Here is a 19,211-nt window from a genome sequence, read left to right as displayed (position 1 = left end):
GGACCATCAGTGTAGTTTACGTAGGTAATAATCTTCGCCCGGTACAACCACTCCTTCGCGCAGGGTTGTGTCGGTTCCTAACCGAATATCACCGGGCCGGGGTGCAATCACACTTTTGGCGAAGAATAAGTAATCTGCGTTCGCAGGAATAGGCTTTAGTCCCTGTTCAAACGGATTAATGGCAATTAGTCTACGAGACAGATGTGGACCATAAAGCGGATACTCGTAATCATCATTGATCGTACCGAGCGCAACCGTCGCGTTTTCGGGGACAAGCTCATCGAAACGTTTGTAAGCAACGTAGGTATCGGGCCGGCCAAGCGTAATTTGTCGAACACGATCCGACTCGAATGCGGATGGAATATGCCTGCCATCGGGTGTTGTCCAGGCAAAGGGTAAGGCGCGCGTATTCAGAAATACACACAGCAATGCCGATACACAACCAAGTACAGTTACCAAACCCACGTAACTTTTCCAGATAGACCGACCCGGCGATTCCACTGTGGTACGGGGATGGAGAAAAATAAGAGCTAGAAAAGTAGCGCCGAATAAGCCGGTTTCGATGAAATAGCGCCCTTTGAACGGATCGTAGGGGGCCGAGTAGGAGAGCGCCACAAAATGCAGCAGTAGGGCTATTCCCAGAAAAATGTGAGCCGTTGATCGAACATAGCCGACCAGGACCAGCAATAGCAACGGAAAAATAAGGCCGAAGCCAAACACGCCCCAATACGGGTTTGCATTGTAAAAAATAAACCGGCGGTCGAAGGAAAACGGTTGAATCGAAAAATCGGTCTCTTCGTCCAGCCGCATATGAAGCTTATCTTCGAGCACCACAAGCGGTTGCCGCATGATATGATTCAGGTCCGCGCCAACTTTCAGATTTCGAATACCATCCAGGTTAACGTGATCATAGCCATAGCGCACAACGTTTCGGCTTCCCTGCTCCATCAGGTTTTTAAACGATCCGGCGCGTTCTACCGATTGGTGTTTTAAGGCCGTTGGCGGCCCAATCGGATGACCGAACACCTCAATGTTTTTCAGGTAGCCCGTTGGAAGTGTCCAAAGACAAACTCCTACTACAATAGCAGCGGCCAGACGCCAGGTCCGTGCAAAGGTTGTAACCCAGGAAGGCGACAGAAAAACAGTGTGTATCATAATGACAAACACCGATGGTAGTAGTAGCGCAAATGTGATTTTGTGGCCAAAAGCGATACCAAATGCCATACCTGCCAACCAGAGATAGCGGTTATCCTGGGTTTGTCGATACGTGAACAGCATATAGAGCAGCACACTCAGGTAGGCCGTCAACACAATGTCCGTTTCCGTCGTGATGGACTGCATCAGAAAGTCTGGAAGCAAAGCATAAGCCAGCGCACAGAAAAAACTGGCTGATAGCGACGTACTCTCTGGGCGGTTAGCGGCTATCCGTCGTACAATGCCGAAAACAGCAACAATAGCCGTCCAATAACTTAGATGGTGAATGAATTTAAATCCGTTTTCGAAGCGGCCAGTAATCAGAAACGAATAGATCTGTAGTGTACAGACGCTTTTTGGATACGTATCGATATTCCAGTTTGTACCGCCGAAATGCCGCATGGTTCCTCGCTGAACATACTGCATGACCCGGTTCAAATGCCCCGTCATGCTGTCCCATTCGTTTGGAACGGTAAAGAACACCAGCAGTAAATTGGTAATCGCAATAACAGACAGCGTTGCGAAAAGTATTGAAAACAGGAATTTAGTGTACGTGGAGAGACCACTAAACCAACCACCGAACGTCTGCCAGCGTTGCTGGCAGAGAGCCAAAACAGAAAAACCTTGAGGTTCGGCAAGGTTTCTCGGTGCGATCAATCGGTTCAGCAAAAAGCCGAGAATAGTTGCCGTTACAAACACGGCACCCGCCCAGGCAAACGTATTAGCCGTAAGATAAAACGCCGATAGAATAAACCCGGTCAGAATGGTGCTGCCCGCACCAAGCAAAAAAGTCGTTAGGAACCACTCGGTAAGTGACTCACGACATAGCTTAGTCGCGAGTCGTCCGAGATAAACAATATAGAGAAAGAACGAAGCAAGAAAAAGAACAGTCATGATAACGAAAGATAGATTGACAAAAAAGGCCAGTCACTTCGCTATACTGGTTCACTCATAATAGCAACGGCTTCATTGACAATGGCTGCAATCCGGTCAACGTCTTCCTTGGGGAGGTCTGGATACAGAGGTAAGCACAGAACCCGCAGGGATGCATCTTCAGATACCGGACAGGGTTGGTGGCCGACCGAGAAGGGTAACGTATTAAGTGAAGGATAGAAATACCTTCTTGGCACAATATCCTGCGCCTTCAAGGCATCCATCACGCGTAATAACGTTGCTTCTGAATCCAGTACGATCGGGTAGTAAGCGTAATTGTAATCGACACCCGGCGTCAACGTCGGGCGCGTAATTTTTTCAAAATTTAACCGGGCGCCATACCAGCTAAATACCTGCTTGCGAGCCGCGATCAAATCCGGAACTTTAGGGAGAACGCAAAGCCCCATTGCCGCGTGGAACTCCGAGTTTTTTGCGTTTATACCAATGCTGTAATAATCGTCGTTGCGATGGCCGAACGAACGATAGAAATGTAGTTTCTGGGCTAGTTCGTCATCGTCAGTTACAATACAGCCACCTTCGACCGTATGGAAAACTTTGGTGGCGTGGAAGCTACACGTGCTGATATCTCCGTAGCTAAGAACCGAGCGGCCCTGATAAGATGCGCCGAACGTATGGGCCGCATCGTAGATAACTTTTAGCTTGTATTTCTCCGCAATAGCCTGAATCTGCTCAATCCGGCAAGCGTTACCGTATACGTGCGTAGCCATAATAGCCTGCGTGTTTTCGGTGATGAGCGGTTCTATTTTATCCGGATCAATGTTGTAGTCATCAGGCCGAATGTCAGCAAAGACGGGCGTGCAACCTTCCCAGAGCAGCGCATTGGTTGTGGCTACGTACGAGAAGGGCGTTGTAATCACTTCTTTCGTGATATCCATCGCCTTGAGAGCCATTTGCAGGACAATCGTGCCGTTTGTGCAGTATTTCAGGTGTTTGACGCCTAGAACATCCTTTAACTTTCCTTCCAGTTCGCGCAGTAACGGACCGTCGTTGGTCAGATGTACGCGTTCCCAGATCCCCTTCAGGTAGTTGGTGTACTCGTCAAAGTCTGGCAGGTATGATTTAGTAACGTTAATCATTGGTCAAGTTTTCAGTTTTCAGTTCAGCAATCAGAAGGAACTGAAAACTCATTTAACAACTGCTGGTTCAAGCATACCCATTGCGAAAGGAAACTGTGGGCGTACGTAACCTGGCCACTTACCATACCAGGCAATACCCTCCCTATAGTCTTCCACCTCGAACGTAATACCCTCTTCCATGACATAGAGCGGGGTAACGGTGTCTTTTACCACCATAATCGAGATGGTGTAGGAGCCGTCATTGAGGAAATACCCTGGAATTGTGCACTCACCTACAATCAACCCTTTTTCGTACGGTTTCGACTGCGTACCGACGTTGAAAATACATTCGCCGGTAAGTGAGTTAAGGTGCATCGACAAGTTCAGGTTGGCGTGGTCCATCATGTTCCAGAACTCAAACCGAAACTTCATCGGCGTCCGCACATCGATATGGGTCAGCTCATCCTGATAGTCGGGAATCAACTCGATTCGCTTGATCCGGACAAGATCGTTGCCGGGAGCTTCTTCCGGCGTTGCCCATTGCCGAAGCAGCTTGGTTTTCGAGACTTTGCTTAGGTACGTTGCAATAACCTGGTTAGTCTCCCCATTTTCGACAAGCTGTCCTTTCTCGAAGTATAGCGTTTTGTTGCAAAGCGCCTGAACCGCCGTCAGGTTGTGGCTAACGAAAAGAATCGTTCGACCGCTGGCCGAGTTGTCGCGCATTTTGCCCAAGCTCTTTTTCTGAAACTCAGCGTCACCAACGGCCAACACCTCATCGACGATCATGATTTCAGGATCAAGGTGCGCTGAAATAGCGAAGCCTAATCGGACGTACATACCCGACGAATAGCGTTTGACGGGTGTGTCCAGAAATTTCTCGACTCCGGCAAACGCAACGATTTCATCAAACTGCTTCCGAATCTCGCTGCGGCTCATGCCCAGCAACGAGCCGTTCAGGTAGATGTTCTCCCGACCCGTCAACTCCGGGTGAAAGCCGGTTCCGACTTCCAGCAGCGAAGCCACTCGTCCACGAATGCGAACGGAGCCCGAGGAGGGTTCAATAATTTTGCTTAATATTTTCAGAAGCGTTGACTTCCCCGCGCCATTATGTCCAACAATACCGACACGATCCCCTTGCTCAATGGAGAAACTTACGTCCCGCAAGGCCCAGAATTCCTCTCGTGTATGTTGCTCCTGCGCTTTTTTTCCACCGAATAACTGCTTTAAATTTTCAGTTAGTACGTCCCGCAGGGTGTTAACACCCTTGCCTTTCTGGTGGTCAATGATGTAGTGCTTACTTATATTTTCGACAGTAATGACGGACATAGCATCTAGGTATTAGCTGTTCCTTGTAGGTTCTTGTGTAGAAAGAAATTCTAACAGTAACCAATAAGGAGCGACTATTATATATCATCAACAAACGTATTCTCGCGCTTCCGGAAGAAGTAAAGTGACAAACTTAAACAAATGCCAACAATAATAACGGAGGCTAAAAGACTCTGGGGGTTAAAATACGCTTTTTCACCGAGCAAAGCCCAACGAAAGCCATCAATAATACCCACGAGCGGGTTAAGAATGTACAGTGGGTACCACCGTTCCATCGCTACCAATCGGCTGCTGTAGGCAATCGGACAGGCATAAAAACCGACCTGCACAATAAATGGAATAAGCTGACCGATGTCCCGAAAACGGACGTTGACAACCGCAAAAAATAACCCGAACGCAAAGGCTGCCAAAGCGGCCAAAACAATAAAGAACGGGACAAGTAACAAGTGCCAGTCAGGGATGAACTGATACCAGATCGCCAAGATAATAAACAGACCGAGCGACACCAAAAAGTCAAGAAAGCTAACGGCTATCGAGCTGATTGGCATGATCAGTCGTGGAAAGTAAACTTTCGTGACAAGGTTAGAGTTGAGCGTGACGCTATTGCTGATCTGCGTGAATGCCGTAGAGAAAAACGTCCAGATCGTAATGCCGCCCAGGACCATAAGTGGATAGGGGACACCGGGGTCAGCGGGTAGTTTGGCGATTTTACTGAAAACGAATACCATGATGAGCATCGTTGTCAACGGACGGATTAAGCCCCATGCCGTACCGAGAGCAGTTTGCTTGTAACGAACCGACACGTCGCGCATCGATAAAATATACAGCAATTCTCGGTTTCGCCACAAATCGCGCCAATAGTGCCGTTCTGCGCGGCCGGGTTCTATAACTACTTCGTGTGTTTTCATGGTGGTGGTGAGTTGACAATACGTACTGGTTCGAACCGGTACGTATTATCCTTCTCGCATCACGGAACGGTAAGTTTCCCGCAAAAATATAATGATAAATGCTAGTATCAATCCGAGTGCAATACCAGCCTGCATACCAACCGGCGTAATGATCTCTTTGTAAAGCGGTAGCTCAACGGGTTCGATGATGGTAAACAGAGGAGCTTCACGAATCAACGATAAGCGCATGTTTTCCGCATTCTGCAACGCCTGGTAATAGATAGTGCTTAAGAAGGTAGAGTTACGCGTCAATTTTGTCTGCGTAATCTGCCCCTGCGCCACAACCATTTGCTGGTTCTGGTCCATGTACTGCGCTAGTTTGTTTTCAGTGCCAGTCAGAATGCGAGCAATTGAGTCGGCCCGTGTTCTGAGCAGTTCATACATTTCGCTTGTTTTCTTCGTTTGCTTCTGACGATAGTCCTGCTCAATCGTTGCCAGGTGATTTTCGAGGAATGACGCTGCCAGCATCTCGTCCTGCATAGCACTACGCAATTCCATGAAGGATGACTTCCGCTCGGGTTGCGTTACGCTCATTTCCCCCTTGATGCGCGCGTATATTTGTGACATCACAATACGCTCAAGCTTGGTGTACTCTTCTGGCTTCTTGCTTCGCGTGAAATAAAAGGATCGCAGGCTGTCACTGTCTTCCCATTCTTCGTCCCGGATACCGCTGTGTCGGATGTAGTAATTGACTAGCAATGTATCGCGACCGTCGATTTTAACGGTTTTCATCAATGTCTTGTCGACAACCGGTCTCGACTTGGCGTAGATCAGAAAGTTATCACCAACGAAAATGCTGGCATCCGGTGCCCCCTGCGATAAACCAAACGCACCAGCCAGCGCGCTCAGGTCACCAAAGGAGCTGTTGCTGCTACCGCCACCCAGGTTGAATGTCATCGTCGCGTTGTAAACGGGCTGTTTCTTATGCGTGATGTCGTAGATGAAACCGATGGTTCCACCAATGGCAACCATAATTAGCAGTAACTTCCAGTTACGCCGGGCTACGTCTTTAATTTTAAACAGACGGACCACAACGGACTTGGGCGAAATCTGATCGGGTGGCAATGCCTTCGGGGCAAGACCATTCGTATCTGTTGTTGTCAGGTTTGTAGCACTCATGTCCTGAGAAGGTTTATCTAGCAACGTTACTTAAGGCAATGACTAGTCCAATTACAGACAGCAGTGATGAGATAGTACCTGCTGTAGAGCTTAGAATCTGTTGTGGCGTCAACGGTACAGATGTCTTTTTCGGAATAATTACTTCCGATCCGGGCTCAACTCTTGGATAAATGTTGAAGAATATAAATTTACGTGTCCGGTCAACCGATCCATTCGCGTACACAATAAACGACTTCCGCCGTTGCGACTTCGATGTAAAGCCGCCCGATTGTGAAATATAATCCTGGAAGGTCTGGCCCGTGCGGAATTTCACCGTTGTTGGTAGCAATACTTCGCCTTGAACCCGTACGGTTTCCAATAATTTAGGAATCCGTAAAATGTCGCCTTCCTGCACCAGAATGTCTTCCGATGACCCAGGTTGAGTTAGGATTTTCTTTAGGTTGATACCAATCGATTCAGGCTGATCAGGCGACAGCGTTTCGGTTTCCACAACAGCTTTGCCGGTAGTTGTTGCTTCCGCTAAGTCTTCGACCGACTTTTGGCGCCGGGCTAGCTCATCGGCACTGAGTTGTACGCGTCGAATCAGTGTAGCTCCTTCAACGTAGGCCTGGGGAGTCAGACCGCCCGCCAATGTTACCAGATCCGAAATTTTCTGGTCTTTGCTACGGATTGGATAAGCGCCTGGTATGATCACTTCACCTTCTACGTTCGCATAGGTTTGTACGCGGTAGTTAGGTGATCTCCGAACAATAACCTGGTCGAAAGGCTCCAGCACGAATCTGTTCTGATCGGCACCGATAGACAGATCCCGGTTGACGTTGAATCGGAACGTCTCCGCAATCTGTGCAGAAGACGAACGAGGATCAGCATCTTTTTTACGACGCACAACTTCCACCAGCGAAGCTGCGGCTGACTCTTTTAAACCACCAGCCCGTAACAAGGCATCTTCGAGTGTCATGTTCGCCATGTAGGGAACGCCCTCGATTGGCAAATTGACTTCTCCCTGTACGGATATAGCCGCTTGCTCGGCCAAGTCGAAGCGAGACGTGATGATGATCTGGTCTTCGCGCTGTAGCTGAAGGTCGGGAGCTGTTCCTGCCAAAATATCACCCAGATTGACCGTGATGTTTTCGATGGCTAAGTCTTCACGCGTTCTGATAATGTTTACGCGTCCTTGAAACGCATCGCCTTTGAGGCCCTCTGCCGAATTGATGAGTTGCTTTAGAGACTTATTCTGATCGAGCGAGTACTGACCAGGTCGGTACACAGCTCCTTCAATGGTAACCTGGTTCTCAAAACGATCCAGTAGTTGTTCAACCGTTACCAAGTCTCCATCCTGCATCACGAAGGTTTTAAACTCGGATGTTGTGACATCCACTACTTTCAATTCACGATCCGTTAAGCGTCTGACTTTAACTCGCCCTTTGTAGGCATTAGCCGCGAAATCACCAGCGTAAAACAGGAGCCGGTCAAAGGTTTCGCCCGGTATCATTTCAAAGATATTATTGCGCTTGACGGTTCCCGTTATTTCAACGTGCTCGAGGTAGGTCGTAAAGCGAATATTGTCGTTGTCCTGTAGACGGAAATCGTTTCGTTGTGTGCCGTTGAGCAGGTAATCGTATAAGTCAAGCGTTGCAACAACTTTGTTGTTACGAATCAACTGTACTCTTCTGAACGAACCCAGCTCGTTGGGACCACCAGCCTGATAGATGGCGTTCATAACGGTTGACAACGACGACATGGTGTACGTACCAGGCCGGACCGCATCACCCGTTACCGTTACCCGAATGCTTCGAATCGTACCCAATGATACTTCCAGAAACGTATTGGCCGGACCATACGATGAATTGCGAAGCCCGACAAATTTGGTAGCTAGTCGGCTGACCATTCTTGCTTTGGCCTGTTCAACGGTCAGGCCCGTGACGTAAATAGGCCCTATACCGGTTTGATTGGCGAAGTAGACAGCCCCTTCCGGCGATACTTTCTGACTAAAGTCAAACTCTGAAAAGCCATACAGGCGAATGTTGAGCTGATCGCCGGGACCAACAATGTAGTTCCGGGGGGTCGCCATGTTTACGTTAGGCTGGAACGTTGCCTGAATGGCTGGATCATTGAAAAGTGAATAGCCAAATATCTTCCGCCGTTGCTCTTCCTGTTCTTGACGACGGGCGGCTTCATAACCGGATTCTACAGCCGTATTCTTTTGGTTGGTTTCTACACCCGTACCTGTCGAGTCTATGTTACGCTCGTTCTGACTGGTCGATTGGTCGGCAGGTGTCGTTGCGCCGTTAGCTCCTCTGCCGTTTCCCTGTCCGGCTTGTTGCCGGATTTGCTGTTGGATATTGGCAGGCAGATTATTTATGTTAACACCCGGTGGCAACGCAACCCCTTGCCCGGCGGGCGCGCCCTGCGTTGCGCCTGGAGAAGCGCCCGAACGCACGCCACCCGCACCCGATGTTCCCGAAGCTCCACTACCTGCTCCGGTGCCAGCAGCTGGGGCAGGTGCTACCTGTGCTTGTGCAGACAGGCTAAATAAAAATACACTGACTATGGTGAGGCTAGTGCTTAGTTGACGCGTGAATAGAGCCGTAATGTCGTAAAAATATTTTAACACGAAGTTGTGATTATTTCGAATTTTTTGCATATTTTTAAGATGTCGAAGCCTACCGCTTAAGCAGTTGTATGGGCTTGTATGTAACGACATAATTGCCTGTGTAGTACGTTTCTTGTGTTCAGTCGGCAAAGTAAATGAACTTTTGCCGGATTATGAACGATTTCTTACTGTAAGGAACCTTTTCTTTCCATACCTCATGCTGGTATGATTTTTCTAATGTTACAATTTACACGTTAGTAGGCAGCGTTAGTTGCTTTATTTTAAAATACCTATAAATCGTCTATGACAGAACAGACACCTCAGCCCGCGCAGTACAACGAAGACAGCATCCGATCCCTTGATTGGCGTGAACACATTCGTCTGCGGCCGGGCATGTATATTGGTAAACTTGGCGACGGATCAGCCGCCGACGACGGTATATACGTTCTGCTCAAAGAAACCATCGACAACTGCATTGACGAACACGTGATGGGCTTTGGGAAGAACATCGACGTGCGTGTAACCGATCACCGGGTCGAGGTTCGTGACTACGGTCGGGGAATTCCGCTCGGTAAAGTGGTTGAAGTCGTTTCTAAAATCAACACCGGTGGTAAATACGATTCCGGAGCCTTTCAGAAATCGGTGGGTCTTAACGGTGTCGGTACCAAAGCCGTGAACGCGCTGTCGAGCTACTTTCGGGTACAGGCATTTCGTGATGGTCGGACCGTCTGGGCTGAGTTTGACCGGGGCGAACTGAAAAATCAGGGGGACGAGCCGACGAACGAGCGCAACGGAACGCTTATCTGTTTCGAGCCGGACGATACGGTGTTTAAGCATTTTCATTATATCCCGCAGTTTCTGGAAAACATGGTCTGGAATTACTGCTACCTGAATGCGGGTCTGACCATTACGTTTAACAAACAAAAATACGTTTCGCAGAATGGCTTGCTCGACCTTCTTCGGGACAAGACCAAAAAAGACGAAGACTCCTTGCGCTACCCGATTATTCACCTGAAAGGGCATGATCTGGAAGTCGCTATGACGCACGGTAATCAATACGGGGAAGAATACTACTCGTTTGTTAACGGGCAGTATACAACCCAGGGAGGAACCCACCTCCAGGCCCTGCGCGAAGCTGTGGTTGAAACCATTCGTAAACACTTTGACAAGAATTATGACGTAGCCGATGTCCGTGCGTCAATTATTGCGGCCATCAGTATTCGGGTTCAGGAGCCGGTCTTCGAATCGCAGACCAAAACGAAGTTGGGTTCGATCAACATGTCGCCCGAGCCGAATGCGCAGTCCGTCAACTCATTTGTCAAAGATTTCATTAAAGAGCGCCTGGACGATTTTCTTCATATGAACCCCACCGTGCGCGATGCGCTTAAAAAGCGGATTGAGCAATCGGAACGGGAACGGAAGGAACTCGCTGGCATCAAGAAATTGGCCAATGATCGTGCCAAAAAAGCGAGTCTTCACAACAAAAAGCTGCGTGACTGTCGCAACCACCTGCCCGACCTGAAAGCGGAAGATCGCTATCAATCGACCCTGTTCATTACCGAGGGAGATTCGGCGAGTGGATCAATCACAAAATCGCGCAACGTGCAGTCGCAGGCAGTATTTAGCTTGCGGGGTAAACCGCTCAACTGCTTTGGCCTGACCAAGAAAGTGGTGTATGAAAACGAGGAATTTAACTTGCTTCAGCACGCCCTCGATATTGAAGATGGCCTGGAAGGATTGCGTTACAATCGAATCGTGATTGCCACGGACGCCGACGTTGACGGCATGCACATCCGGCTGCTGATGTTGACCTTCTTCCTGCAATTCTTCCCCGATCTGGTTCGGAACGGGCATTTGTACATTCTCGAAACTCCTTTGTTCCGGGTACGCAATCCAAAGAATCACAAAGAGACAACCTATTGTTATTCGGAAGAAGAGAAACAGGCGGCCATCGATAAGTTGACCAAAGGGGGCAAAAAGGTGGAGATCACCCGGTTCAAGGGACTAGGGGAGATTTCGCCGGAAGAGTTCGGACTGTTCATCGGCGAAAACATGCGTCTGGAGCCGGTGATTATGGAGAAAGAAACCTCAATCTCCAAGCTGCTCAGTTATTACATGGGCAAGAATACGCCCGACCGTCAGCGGTTCATTATCGATAACCTCCGCATTGAAAAAGACATCGAAGATGCCGCTTTAGCGTAAGTTTTAGGTTTACAGTTTTTGAGTTTTCAGTTTTCAGTGGGTCATTTGCAAATCAGCGTGGCCGAAAACTGAAAACTTAAAGCTGAAACCGTAGTAGAATGACTCTCGAATCCCTCCGTAATAGCATCGATACCATTGATGATCAGCTACTTTCGTTGTTGAACCAACGAATGGAGCTGGTTCGTCAGGTTGGCGAGCTAAAGCGCTCCTCCAATACCGTTATCTACCGGCCCGAGCGCGAAAAGCAAATAATAGACCGTTTGCAGCAGATGAACGACGGTTTAATGAACCGCTCAGCCATCGAAGCTATTTTTCTCGAAATCTTTGCCGTTTCGCGTAACCTCGAACTACCCGAACGAGTAGCCTTCCTGGGACCAGAAGGAAGCTTTACGCATCAGGCCGCCGAGAGTCGTTTTGGGGCTATGAGCGCATACATGGCGTTACCTACCATCCGCTCAGTGTTTGAAAGCGTGGAAACCGGCAGAGTACGCTTTGGGGTCGTTCCTATCGAGAACAACCAGGAAGGGGTGGTACTGGAAACCATCGACCTACTTCTCGAAAAAGATCTATCCATCGCGGCTGAAGCGCAGATACCGGTTCATTTTACCTTTGCTTCCCAAGCTGATAATCTCGCTAGCATCACGCATATCTATTCCAAGGACATTGCGTTCCGGCAGTGTAGCAAATTTCTTAAAGATTCGTTCGAAGGGCTACAGGCGGAGTTGATTCCGGTTGAGTCGACATCGAGAGCTGCCAAACTAGCTGCGCTGGAGCCGAATACGGCGGCAGTCTGTTCGCATATTGCAGCCAAGTTGTTCGACGTTCCGATTCTGTTTGATAACATTGAAGATAGCGACCTCAACCGGACGCGATTTCTGATTCTGGCAAAAAACTTTAAGAATCAGCCAAGCGGTAGCGACAAGACCACCCTCATTGCCAAGCTTGCCAATACCGAATCGCCGGGGGTACTTGCGGAGTTTCTTCAGGAATTTAACGCACGTAAAATCAACCTGACCAAGATCGAAAGCCGTCCCCTGCGGGAAGGTGCGACGTTCCGCTACTGGTTCCTGATTGAGTGCGAAGGTCACTCGGACGAACCGGCTTTGCAGGAAATTCTAAACCACCACGCTGCCGAAGTTAAGCTACTGGGAAGTTACGTTCGGGTCGCTTAAACTACCCCTGTCGTTTGTAGTTGTATAGGAAACAGTAAACGTATGGACACGAACACACCATCCGGACAGACGGATAAACTTGACCGGATCGTTGAAGCCCGGATGAAGCTGAAACGACGGTTTGAGGAGAAAATCGCCCAGACGCCATCGATGATCGATGAGACGCCCCGTGGCACCGGCCCGCTAAATCGACATGGAATGCCTACTGTACCGATTGGGCAAACGGTAACGGCCAAATGGCCGGTTCTGGATCTTGGTTACCAGCCAAACATCCCACTCGACAAATGGCAGCTAAACATCGACGGTGAGGTAAACAACCCCGTTCGGCTCAAGTGGGACGATCTGATGGCTTTACCACAGGTTGAGGACACGAGTGATTTTCATTGCGTGACCACCTGGTCTCGGCTGAACGTACCCTGGGTAGGCGTTCGGTTCATGGATTTGGCAGCTCTGGCCGAACCCAAAGAAACGGCGACGCACGTAATGTGCTATGGATACGACGGTTACTCGACAAATCTATCGCTGGAAGAAGCCTTGAAGCTCGACGTATTGCTCGTTCATACCGCCGACGGTCAGCCACTCGCTCGCGAACACGGTGGACCATTGCGCATGATTACTCCGCAGCTTTACGCCTGGAAAGGGTCGAAGTGGATTAAGCGAATTGAGTTTCTGACAAAGAACCAGCTAGGGTTCTGGGAAGAACGCGGCTATTCCAATACCGCTTACCCCTGGCGGAATGACCGCTATTCATGATAAGTAGAGACGTATTTTACGTCTCTACTTACTTCTTTTCTACACTGTATCAATAAAGCCGTAGCAAAGCATGTGACAAATAGTCATCTGCGCATCTTCGACACGACCGTAATGCTCATCCTGAACGATAATCACCTCGTCCGCGATAGCAGCTAAACGGCCCCCTTTACCACCGACTAACGCTACCGTTTTCAGCCCATGTTCCTTGGCCCAGTGGACAGCTTTGACCACATTGGGGGAATTACCGCTAACGCTGAGCGTTAGTACCAGATCACCGGGTTGAGCGTAGTTATGCAGTTGCTGCACGTACACATCTTCGTAGGCATAATCATTTCCTAAGGCTGTTATCCACGAAATACTTTCATTCAGGGAATGACAGCGAAAACGCTTGCCCATGCAATCGGACGCACTTTTGCCGAGATCGGTGATAAAATGCGATACGTTTGACGCGCTTCCCCCGTTGCCAAAGGCAAAAAGCTGCCGATCTTCTTCCCAACACGTTTTGATCAGGTTGATGATTCGTTCAACCTGATCGATTGGAATGGCATCGTAAGCGGCTTTTTGGCGTTCTAGGTACGCTTCAAAATAAGCTTTATTCATGGCTATACGGAGTTAGTTGCCCATGATCTTGCCCAGTGCGTTATCGTAAAGAGCTTTTGCGTCGGCGAAGTCGGCAATGGCCACGTCGTCAACGTCAAAACCGCCCGCCGTCACTTTACCCAGGTACCGGAAAGGAAGGATCGTATCTTCCAGATAATTGGCGACCAGATGCTGCTTGTCGGGCGAAACGGAAACAACGACCCGGCTCTGGCTTTCGCCAAACAGGAACGCGTCCAACCGATAGCGATCATCGGTTTCAATCTGGAATCCTTTACCTCCCGCCATTGCCGACTCAGCCAGCGTAACGAACAGGCCACCGTCCGAAATATCGTGCGCCGACTGAATCCAACCGTTGCGGATCATGGTTTTGATCGACTCCTGAACACGCCATTCGGTTTCGAAATCGAAACTTGGTGCCGGAGACGCTTTGATACCCCGGTATGAGTACAGGTATTCCGACGAAGCAATATCATCGGTTATAGGACCCACCAGGAAAATCAAATCGCCTTCATTCTTAAAATCGAGTGTCATCTGGTGCGTCGGATCTTCCATCAGGCCCAGCATGCCGATGGTTGGTGTCGGGAAGACCGGACCGTCATCAGAGCTTTGGTTGTAGAAGCTAACGTTACCACCGGTCACGGGCGTACTGAACCGGCGGCAGGCTTCACCCATACCCTGTACGGCTTCCACAAACTGCCAGTAAACCTCCGGCACGTAAGGATTACCAAAGTTCAGGTTGTTGGTAACGGCCAGCGGCTCACCACCCGAACAAACAATGTTCCGGGCGGCTTCGGCAACGGCGATCATTGCTCCCTTGCGCGGGTTGGCATTGACGTAGCGACTGTTGCAGTCAACCGTAATAACAATGGATTTGTCAGAACCTTTTACGCGCACGATAGCAGCGTCAGAAGGCGCATTGGTGCTCCGATTGGCAGTACCTACCATCGAGTCATACTGTTCGTAGACCCATTTGCGGGAGCAGATATTCGGGTGCGACAGCAGATGCTGGGCTACTTCTTTGAGCTCATCTTTTTCCAGATCATCCACGTCCGATGGATCGAATTTGGCGTACTCTTTGATATAGGCCGGTTCGCTGTATTCGCGATGATATTGCGGAGCCCCGCCACCTAGCACAAGATCATAAGCCGGAACATCGGCCACGAGTTCGCCATAACGGTAGAAATGCAGGCGTTGCGTATCGGTTACTTCACCGATCTGCGCGCAGTTCAAATCCCACTTGTCGAAAATAGCTTGGATAACGGATTCTTTTCCTTTCTCAATCACAACGAGCATTCGTTCCTGCGATTCAGAAAGCAATATTTCAAAAGGAGCCATGTTAGGTTGGCGCGTAGGCACTTTATCCAGGTCGATAATCATGCCGTGCTCACCTTTGGCGCTCATTTCAGATGTCGAGCAGATAATACCAGCCGCACCCATATCCTGAATGCCGATCACGTAGCCCGTTGCAATAATTTCGAGCGTGGCTTCCAACAGCAGCTTCTCCATAAACGGATCGCCCACCTGAACCGCAGGCAACTTATCCGTCGATGCTGCCGAGATATCTTCCGACGCAAACGTAGCCCCGTGGATACCGTCTTTGCCCGTTGCCGAGCCAACGATAAATACTGGATTGCCGACGCCGTACGAAGTGGCTTTTGCTACTTTACCGACCTCAACAATACCTGCTGAAAAGGCATTGACGAGGGGGTTTGTGTTGTAACACTCGTCAAAATAGATTTCACCACCAACGGTCGGAATACCGAATGCATTGCCATAATCGCCAATCCCTTTGACGACACCGCGCAACAACCGTTTGGTTTTTGGCAGATCGAGGCTACCAAAACGGAGCGAGTTGAGCTGGGCAATGGGTCGCGCGCCCATCGTAAAAATGTCGCGGTTGATACCACCAACGCCTGTTGCAGCACCCTGGTAAGGTTCCAGGGCGGAAGGGTGGTTGTGGGATTCGATTTTAAACGAGCAGGCTAGCCCGTCGCCAATGTCAACCAGTCCGGCGTTTTCTTCTCCGGCTTTTGCCAGCATCCGCTCCGAGTCGCGGGGGAGGGTCTTAAGCCAGACGATGGAGTTCTTATACGAGCAGTGTTCCGACCACATTACCGAGAAGATACTCAGTTCAGTAAAATTTGGCTGACGACCCAGGATCTGGTTGATACGGTCAAATTCGTCGGGGAGCAAGCCCAGTTTGCGGGCAGTGTCAAGCGTGGGTAACGATTCTGTTGCGTCCATTATAAAGAGCGAAAGAATGAAAGAGGAAAAGGTTTATGAGTAATGGAAGCGTACTGTACATCCGCTCATTTACGTTTTCGCTCTTTAAACATTGCCCAAAATTACGCTTTTTGCCCTAAAATGTTCCGTTATGGGTTGACAAATCTCAAAACGTTCGTATATTTGCACCCGTAAAGAGAGATGGCAGAGTGGTCGATTGCGTCGGTCTTGAAAACCGAAGACTGTAACAGGTCCGGGGGTTCGAATCCCTCTCTCTCTGCAAAAGAGATACAATGAATAACAAAAGCCCGATACGAACTTCGTATCGGGCTTTCTGCTGTTTGGTAATGATGCAAGTAACGCAACAGTTATCTACACTATAGACTACGCATACAATAGTCTTCTGAATGCCTTTCGACTTAGCCTAACAATTGTCAAGCATTATCAATATTGCCGCAAAATTCCTCTGCTAGCTATAGAAGGACATGCCTATTTACAGCTAGTAGAGAGAGGTATATAGATTTCTGCTAATGAGAAGATCTAATCATTGATTGTGCACAGACCGTTTTTACGTTGTTCGGTAAAACGCTTTTTATACAACTTATCGAATGGGTAGTGGACAATACAAAGGCTGGAGATTTACTTTTGGCTGGTACAGGCTTTCGTACATCGCTCTTTTATATTGAGCAAACAGATTCGTAAACTCCTGGATGCTAAGACCTTCTTTAGACACCTGATCTGGTCTGAGCTTTGGCTTATTCTTATTCATAGCTAATTAGTGAAGTGGTATGTGGTATATAAACGCAAATAGTTTTGTTACCGATTTATTTTATATGGAAATATCTTAATAATTATATGAACTAGTCTTTTTAATATCCTCAATTTGCCTCATATGATAGTACTTCTCTAATGGGTTTATAGCTGCATCAAAAATCGAGTCGAAAATTGTAACGCACAAACAAGATTACTTTCAGCAAGTACACCTGGTATGTGTGCTTGTCAGTACACTATTGAGTAAAAAAGCCACAATATTAGCTATTTCATACTTGTGGACCAAGTCGCAAGGTGCTTATATACAGTAAATTACGTATAGAAAGCTTATGTGGCATGATTTAGGCAAACGATGATTCATACGATTACTTCAAACTTCAGTTGTTCGCTACTTTTATATGTAGCCTAGCTATAGATCGATTGCTTCTCACTCAACGTTAAGACATGAACAAGCCCGAACCTGAACTGGTTCGGGCTTTATTTTTTCGTCCGTTTGCCTGATTCTTATGTTACCATCAGGATGTTTACCTAGCCAGGTAATATCGAAAAGCCACGTAAAGACGAACGTCCCGAAGCAGATTTTGGTGTGCTAATTAAGCAGTATCAATAAACTCCTTTGCCTCACTAATTCAGCTTATCAGGGGTTCTTACAAACCTGTTGTCTTAGGACCCTGTCATAGTAGGACTTACTCCACTATCAGTATATGGCTAAACGTGACATTATCGTAATCGGCGCTTCAGCCGGTGGCATTTACGCTCTCAAAGAGCTAGCTGCTACGCTACCCGCCGACTTATCCGCTTCAATTTTCATCGTTCAGCATGTGGCACCTTATACGACCAGCTACTTACCTACGATTCTTAATTTCTCTGGTAAGTTACCCGCGTCTCATGCGGTCGATGGAGAGTCCATTAAAACAGGACATATCTATGTCGCTCCGCCTGACCATCATTTGCTCATAGAAGAAGATCGTGTATTAGTCAAGAAAGGACCAAAAGAGAACCGCTTTCGTCCGTCTATTGACGCGTTATTTCGTTCTGCTGCCTATACGTACGGTCCACGCGTGATTGGTATTGTCCTGACAGGGCTGCTCGACGACGGAACGTCCGGCATGTGGTCGATCAAGCGGCTAGGCGGAATAAGCGTTATTCAGCAGCCTGAGGAAGCCATGTATCCCAGTATGCCCGAAAGTGTCCAGCAGCATGTAGAAGTCGATTATGTTGTTGAACTGGCTCAGTTAGCTCCTTTACTGAGTGAACTGATTCAGCAGGATGTCAGCCCGCAACCGACTCTCTCCGGGCTAGAGCGTAAGCGAATGGAAACAGAAGTTAAAACCGCAATGACTGATAGTGCATTTGCTATGAATATTTTGCAAGAAGGAGAGTTAACGCCGTTAACCTGTCCGCAATGTCATGGTTCATTGGTCAGCATCCGGGAGGGTACGATTATCCGGTACCGCTGCCATACCGGCCATGCTTATACAGCCAGTTCGTTGTTGGCCGAAATAAAACAAGGTGTAGAAGATTCGTTATGGAGTGCTGTCCGTAGCCTGGACGAAGTAACGATCTTGATGAACCAGGCGGCCCAAGCGTTTGACGAAGGGGGCAATCCTGAAGCTGCCCAAACGTACTGGCAGAAAGCGGAAGATGCTCAGCAGCAAGCGTTCAAAATTCGAACGATAGCAATAGACGAAGCTTAACAAACAGCAGAGCAGTTATGTAGCTACGTTTCCTTGTCAAATCGATTGAGCCGAATCTGGTTTTTCTGACGGCTGTTTCTTATCTGTTTGTACATTCTTTTATTGCCTTCCAACAGCAGGTCATACTGTGCTCTTACGCGAGTTCTAAGGTCTTTGTCACGCATAACATTCAGCTTTGTTTTTCTTATTTCGTACAGGACAATCATTTTTTCTAAATGCGTCAACATGTCCTTATAATACGTATCTAGCTGGGTGAAGTGATTTTTGAGCCATTGTTCGTCCGATAGTTCTAGCAGTTCGGGTTTAGCGAACAAGATGCGGTTCCATTGTTGTTGCAGGGTGTGAATGTGTACTTGGATTGGTTGCCCGTCAAACGCTTCTACGGGTATGCTCATTCGATTATGCTCATCGACAATGGTAGCCTCCTGCAAGGTCCACTGCTCAGCTACCAACTGCGTTAACGTTTCGAAAGCCGACTCGTAGTCTTTTACCCAATAACCTAAGTTTGAGCACTGGATGCCCCGGCTGGTTCCATTAATAAAGAGCATCATCGCTGCCAGAAGTAAGAATATAAAATCCAACAAGATGATAACCAGACTCTTTAA

At 48.4% G+C, this 19,211-nt stretch carries 14 protein-coding genes and 1 tRNA gene; 5 read left to right on the top strand and 10 right to left on the bottom strand.

Features of this window, described 5'->3' with window-relative positions; all coding sequences use genetic code 11:
- Positions 1-6: 6 nt before the first annotated feature.
- The 6 genes from M0L20_RS03635 to M0L20_RS03610 form a co-directional block, all read right to left on the bottom strand.
- Positions 7-2,088, bottom strand: a complete 2,082-nt coding sequence (locus tag M0L20_RS03635; protein ID WP_248475773.1) for an ArnT family glycosyltransferase — start codon at positions 2,086-2,088, stop codon at positions 7-9.
- Between the two features lie 41 nt (positions 2,089-2,129).
- Entirely contained in the window at positions 2,130-3,224 is a 1,095-nt protein-coding gene (locus M0L20_RS03630) for a DegT/DnrJ/EryC1/StrS family aminotransferase (protein ID WP_248475772.1), read from the bottom strand.
- Between the two features lie 48 nt (positions 3,225-3,272).
- Positions 3,273-4,529, bottom strand: coding sequence for an ABC transporter ATP-binding protein (locus tag M0L20_RS03625; protein WP_248475771.1), 1,257 nt, complete (start codon positions 4,527-4,529; stop codon positions 3,273-3,275).
- A gap of 77 nt (positions 4,530-4,606) precedes the next feature.
- Positions 4,607-5,437 (bottom strand): ABC transporter permease, encoded by an 831-nt coding sequence (locus M0L20_RS03620; protein ID WP_232559495.1) that lies wholly within the window; start codon positions 5,435-5,437, stop codon positions 4,607-4,609.
- A gap of 45 nt (positions 5,438-5,482) precedes the next feature.
- Complete coding sequence (locus tag M0L20_RS03615) at positions 5,483-6,595, bottom strand: GumC domain-containing protein (RefSeq protein WP_232559494.1); 1,113 nt, start codon at positions 6,593-6,595, stop codon at positions 5,483-5,485.
- 13 nt (positions 6,596-6,608) lie between these two features.
- Complete coding sequence (locus tag M0L20_RS03610) at positions 6,609-9,239, bottom strand: polysaccharide biosynthesis/export family protein (RefSeq protein ID WP_248475770.1); 2,631 nt, start codon at positions 9,237-9,239, stop codon at positions 6,609-6,611.
- A 252-nt stretch (positions 9,240-9,491) separates the two neighbouring features.
- On the opposite strand from M0L20_RS03610, the gene M0L20_RS03605 reads away from it, so the two are divergent.
- From M0L20_RS03605 to M0L20_RS03595, 3 genes are all read left to right on the top strand, one after another.
- Positions 9,492-11,390, top strand: coding sequence for a DNA topoisomerase IV subunit B (locus M0L20_RS03605; RefSeq protein WP_248475766.1), 1,899 nt, complete (start codon positions 9,492-9,494; stop codon positions 11,388-11,390).
- A 98-nt stretch (positions 11,391-11,488) separates the two neighbouring features.
- Positions 11,489-12,562, top strand: coding sequence for a prephenate dehydratase (gene pheA / locus M0L20_RS03600; protein ID WP_232559491.1), 1,074 nt, complete (start codon positions 11,489-11,491; stop codon positions 12,560-12,562).
- A gap of 42 nt (positions 12,563-12,604) precedes the next feature.
- Positions 12,605-13,315 (top strand): sulfite oxidase-like oxidoreductase, encoded by a 711-nt coding sequence (locus M0L20_RS03595; protein ID WP_248475764.1) that lies wholly within the window; start codon positions 12,605-12,607, stop codon positions 13,313-13,315.
- A 39-nt stretch (positions 13,316-13,354) separates the two neighbouring features.
- Here the strand turns inward: M0L20_RS03595 and M0L20_RS03590 are convergent, their stop codons facing one another.
- A complete protein-coding gene (locus M0L20_RS03590) occupies positions 13,355-13,915 on the bottom strand; it encodes a D-sedoheptulose-7-phosphate isomerase (protein ID WP_232559489.1) in 561 nt (186 codons plus the stop codon).
- Positions 13,916-13,927: 12 nt separating this feature from the next.
- Complete coding sequence (purL, locus tag M0L20_RS03585; protein WP_248475762.1) at positions 13,928-16,159, bottom strand: phosphoribosylformylglycinamidine synthase subunit PurL; 2,232 nt, start codon at positions 16,157-16,159, stop codon at positions 13,928-13,930.
- Positions 16,160-16,333: 174 nt separating this feature from the next.
- Between purL and M0L20_RS03580 the strand changes: the two genes are divergently transcribed.
- Positions 16,334-16,418, top strand: a tRNA-Ser gene (locus M0L20_RS03580).
- 321 nt (positions 16,419-16,739) lie between these two features.
- Here M0L20_RS03580 and M0L20_RS03575 read toward each other — a convergent pair.
- Positions 16,740-16,907: a hypothetical protein gene (locus M0L20_RS03575; protein WP_248475760.1), complete on the bottom strand. Its 168-nt coding sequence runs from the start codon at positions 16,905-16,907 to the stop codon at positions 16,740-16,742.
- Positions 16,908-17,613: 706 nt separating this feature from the next.
- On the opposite strand from M0L20_RS03575, the gene M0L20_RS03570 reads away from it, so the two are divergent.
- Entirely contained in the window at positions 17,614-18,606 is a 993-nt protein-coding gene (locus M0L20_RS03570; RefSeq protein WP_248475758.1) for a chemotaxis protein CheB, read from the top strand.
- Positions 18,607-18,629: 23 nt separating this feature from the next.
- Here M0L20_RS03570 and M0L20_RS03565 read toward each other — a convergent pair whose 3' ends face one another.
- Entirely contained in the window at positions 18,630-19,157 is a 528-nt protein-coding gene (locus M0L20_RS03565; RefSeq protein WP_248475751.1) for a hypothetical protein, read from the bottom strand.
- Positions 19,158-19,211: the final 54 nt, after the last annotated feature.

This window comes from Spirosoma liriopis (genome assembly GCF_023196085.1).
Lineage (GTDB): Bacteria > Bacteroidota > Bacteroidia > Cytophagales > Spirosomataceae > Spirosoma > Spirosoma oryzicola.
Note: the sequence above shows the minus strand (reverse complement) of the source record. Positions and strands in the feature narration are given on the sequence as shown.